2 protein-coding genes are annotated in these 4,498 nt (G+C 60.9%); both read left to right on the forward strand.

Translation table 11 applies throughout. The features are described from left to right. The coding region (recC, locus tag ACXRVY_RS18045; RefSeq protein ID WP_458237901.1) for an exodeoxyribonuclease V subunit gamma at positions 1-2,956 on the forward strand (2,956 nt) is incomplete at its 5' end. Beyond that, positions 2,956-4,498 (forward strand): UvrD-helicase domain-containing protein (locus ACXRVY_RS18050; protein WP_458237902.1); only part of this gene is annotated, 1,543 nt, incomplete at its 3' end. The genes recC and ACXRVY_RS18050, both read left to right, overlap by 1 nt.

Genomic DNA, 4,498 nt, shown 5'->3' on the forward strand with positions numbered 1-4,498 from the left:
AGACTGGGCAGAAGGCCGACATCAAACAAGAAACGCCAGGGGCGAAGCCAAACCCTTGACCCCGGCCAATTGCTGGCAGGCAGAGTTATGGCGCGCACTCTTGCTGGATGTGGGGGCAGAAGGCATGGCGCAAAGCCGTGCCGGCGTCCATCAGCGATTTGTCGAGCGTATCAACCATCTCGAAACAGCCCCCAAGGGATTACCCTCGCGAGTGATCGTTTTCGGGATTTCTTCCTTGCCTGCTCAAGCCCTGGAAGCACTGGCGGGACTGGCACGATTCAGCCAGGTTTTGCTGTGCGTACACAATCCCTGTCGTCACCATTGGGCGGACATCGTCGCCGATAAAGACCTATTGCGGCATCAATACAAGCGTCAGGCCCGCAAGAGCGGCATGCCGGTAGTGATCGATCCGCAAACCCTGCATCAGCATGCTCACCCGCTGCTGGCCGCGTGGGGCAAGCAGGGGCGGGACTATATCAACCTGCTCGACAGTTATGACGATCCCAACAGCTATCGTTCGGCATTCCGCGACGGGCGTATCGACCTGTTCAGTGACGGTCAGCCGCTGAACGTGCTCAACCAGTTGCAGGATGACATCCTCGAACTGCGCCCTCTCAACGAGACTCGGGAGCGTTGGCCGGCTATCGATCTTGAGCAGGACGAATCGATCCGTTTTCACATCGCCCATAGCGCCCAGCGAGAAGTCGAGATCCTCCACGATCAACTGCTCGCGCGCTTCAGCGCCGACCCGAAATTACGGCCCCGGGACATCATCGTGATGGTGCCGGACATCGACAGCTACGCACCGCATATTCGTGCCGTGTTTGGTCAGCTTGACCGCCAGGATCCGCGCTTCATTCCATTTACCCTGGCTGACCAGGGCCAGCGTGGTCGCGATCCATTGCTGATTGCTGTCGAGCACCTGCTAAAGCTGCCTGACAGCCGATTCCCCGTCAGTGAGATTCTCGATCTGCTGGACGTCCCCGCATTGCGCGCACGCTTTGGTGTCGAGGAGCCTGACCTGCCGACGCTGCACCGCTGGATCGAAGGCGCCGGCATTCGCTGGGGCATGAATGCCGAGCAACGTGCCGGGCTCGGGCTACCGAATGAGTTGGAGCAAAACAGCTGGCGTTTCGGCTTGCGACGGATGTTGCTCGGTTATGCCGTTGGCAGCGCCGATGCTTATGAGGGTATCGAACCCTACGACGAAATCGGTGGTCTGGACGCCGCGCTCATTGGTCCATTGGTTGCGTTGCTGGATGCGCTGGAAGTGGCTCACCACGAACTTTCTCAGCCTGCATCGCCGGGGCAATGGGGCTTGCGCTTGCAGGCGTTGGTGCAGTTGTTCTTCCTTGCCAGTAACGAACACGATGACTACTTGCTGGCTCAGCTCGAAGAGCTGCGTGAGACCTGGCTCGAGACCTGCGAATCCGTCGGGTTGCAGGACGAATTGCCGCTGACCGTAGTTCGCGAAGCCTGGCTGGCAGGTCTGGATCAGGGCCGTTTGTCCCAACGCTTTCTGGCCGGAGCGGTCAACTTCTGCACCTTGATGCCCATGCGCGCCATCCCGTTCAAACTTGTGTGCCTGTTGGGCATGAATGATGGCGATTACCCGCGCGCGCAACCGCCGCTGGATTTCGATCTGATGGGCAGTGATTACCGTCCCGGTGACCGCTCCCGGCGCGAAGATGACCGCTACCTGCTACYGGAAGCCTTGTTGTCGGCACGGGACCAGCTCTACATCAGTTGGGTGGGCCGCAGCATCCGCGATAACAGCGAGAGGCCTGCGTCGGTGCTGATCGGCCAGTTACGCGACCACTTGGCCAGCGGTTGGCGATTGTCTCAAAGCGACAATGACCTGCTGGAGGCCATGACCCGGGAACACCCGTTGCAGCCTTTCAGTGCCCGCTACTTTCACGAAGGGGATGAGTCGTTCAGCTACGCCACCGAATGGCAGGTCCTTCATCAGGCGACAGAGCAACAGGCAAGCGCCGAAGTGCTCGGGCCTCACGTTCAGGACGAACCACTGAGCCTCGGTCAACTGCAGGATTTCCTGCGCAACCCGGTGCGGCACTTTTTCAGCCAGCGACTGAAGGTCTTCTTCGAGGCGGCCGAAGTGCCGTTGGCCGATGAAGAACCCTTTGTCCTGGATGCGTTGCAGCGTTACAGCCTCAGCGACCGTTTGCTCGAAGCGGCGCTGGCAGATCCTGGAAATACCGGACAGGCACTGGAAGATCAGGCGAAACGTCTGCAAAACAGCGGGCTGCTGCCCATGGCCGGATTCGGTGAGTGCCTGCAACGCGAGTTGATCGAGCCATTGCCTGACTTGCTGCAACGCCACCAACAGCTCCTGGCGTTGTGGCCAACACCGCTCAGCAGTGCGTTGCCCGTCGATCTTGAACTGCAAGGCCTGCACATCGAGGGCTGGCTCAGCGGCCTGCATCAGCGCGCCGATGGCGGATTGCTGTCTATCACTACAATCCCCAACAGTATTGGCTCGATCAAGTCACGCAAATGGCATCGACTGACACGCCCGTGGCTCACCCATCTGGTGGCTTGTGCCAGTGGCATGGCGCTGACCACCGCACTGGTGGCCAGCGACGACAGTCTGTTGCTCGAACCGATGGATGAGTCCACAGCGCGGAAAACTCTGGGTGACCTGTTGATGGCCTGGCAGTCGGGTATGCGCCAGCCTCTGCCGATCGCGGTCAAAACAGCCTTTGCGTGGCTGGGGCAAACCGACCCGATCAAGGCCGATTCCGCTGCGCGCAAGGCCTATGAAGGTGATGGGCAGACGACGGACGGGGAGCGTCGCGAAAGCCCGGCACTCGCCCGACAATTCACCGATTACGATGCCTTGGTCGCCGATGAGACGTTCCCCCAGTGGTGTGACGCGCTTTATCGCCCGCTTCTTGAAGCACCCTGGCGTTCACTGTCCAGCGAGGAGTCGCGCTGATGAGCACGAAGACACCTCTGGCCCTGGCATTCCCGCTGCGTGGCAGTCAATTGATCGAAGCCAGCGCCGGGACCGGTAAGACGTTCACTATTTCCGCACTGTATCTGCGCCTGGTCCTTGGCCATGGTGACGAGGGCTCGGGGTTCGGGCGAGAGTTATTGCCACCGCAAATCCTCGTCGTGACCTTCACCGACGCCGCTACCAAAGAGCTGCGCGAACGCATTCGCACGCGGCTCGCCGAGGCCGCACGCTATTTTCGCGATGAAACACCGGCCCCCGACAGCCTGATTGCCGAGTTGCGCGATCAGTACTCGCCCGAGCAATGGCCCGGGTGCGCAAACCGCCTGGATATCGCCGCTCAGTGGATGGACGAGGCGGCGGTGTCGACCATCCACAGTTGGTGCCAGCGCATGTTGCGCGAACACGCATTCGACAGCGGCAGCCTGTTCACCCAGACCCTGGAAACCGACCACAGCGACTTGCTGGGGGAAGTCCTGCGCGATTACTGGCGGCTGTTCTGTTACCCGATGCAAGGTGACGCCTTGAATTGGGTGCGCAGCAATTGGGGTGGACCGGCGGCGTTGTTGCCGCGGATTCGTGCACTGTTCGCCAGCGAGCGGGATACGCTTGAAGGGAAAGAGCCCGCGCAAGTGATTTCGCAATGCCTGCAAGAGCGACGGGTTGCCCTGATCGAACTCAAGCAGCCCTGGCTCCGTTGGGCTGACGAGTTGCTTTCCATCTGCCACCAGGGCGTTGCCAGCAAGAGTGTCGACGGTCGCAAGATGCAGGCACGCTACTTCGAGCCCTGGTTCGAAAAGATCAAGGCCTGGGCCGAAGACGAATCCCTTGAGCAACTGGATATCGGTACTGGCTTCACGCGCCTGACCCCTGATGGCATGGCCGAAGCCTGGAAGGGCGAAGCGCCTCGACATCCGGGGCTCGATGCGATGGCCGGCCTCAAGGCCTGTCTCGATGGGTTGCCAACGCCTGATGCCGCCGTGCTGCAACATGCGGCCCGCTGGGTCGGGGCGCGATTCGAGGAAGAGAAGCGTCGCCGCGCGGAAATGGGTTTCGACGACATGTTGTTGCGCCTTGATGCGGCCTTGCAGTCCGATGGCGGCGAGCGACTGGCAACCCTGATCCGTGAACAGTTTCCGGTCGCCCTGATCGATGAGTTCCAGGACACCGACCCGGTGCAATACCGGATCTTCGAGAGCATCTACCGCATTGAAGAGAACAGCCCCGAGTGCGGTCTGTTCCTGATCGGCGATCCGAAACAGGCGATCTACGCTTTTCGCGGTGCCGACATCCATACCTACCTGCGCGCCCGCCAGGCCACCACTGGCCGCCTGCACACCCTGGGCACCAACTTCCGCTCAAGCCATGGCATGGTCAACGCGGTGAACCATGTATTCGAGCGCGCCGAAGCCCGGGAGTCAGGACGCGGTGCTTTCCTCTTCCGTGAGAAGAATGGCGACAACCCGGTGCCGTTCACACCGGTTGCCTCCCAGGGCCGCGAAGAAGTCTTGCGCATCAATGACC

This window comes from Pseudomonas sp. P5_A2_2, assembly GCF_054177685.1.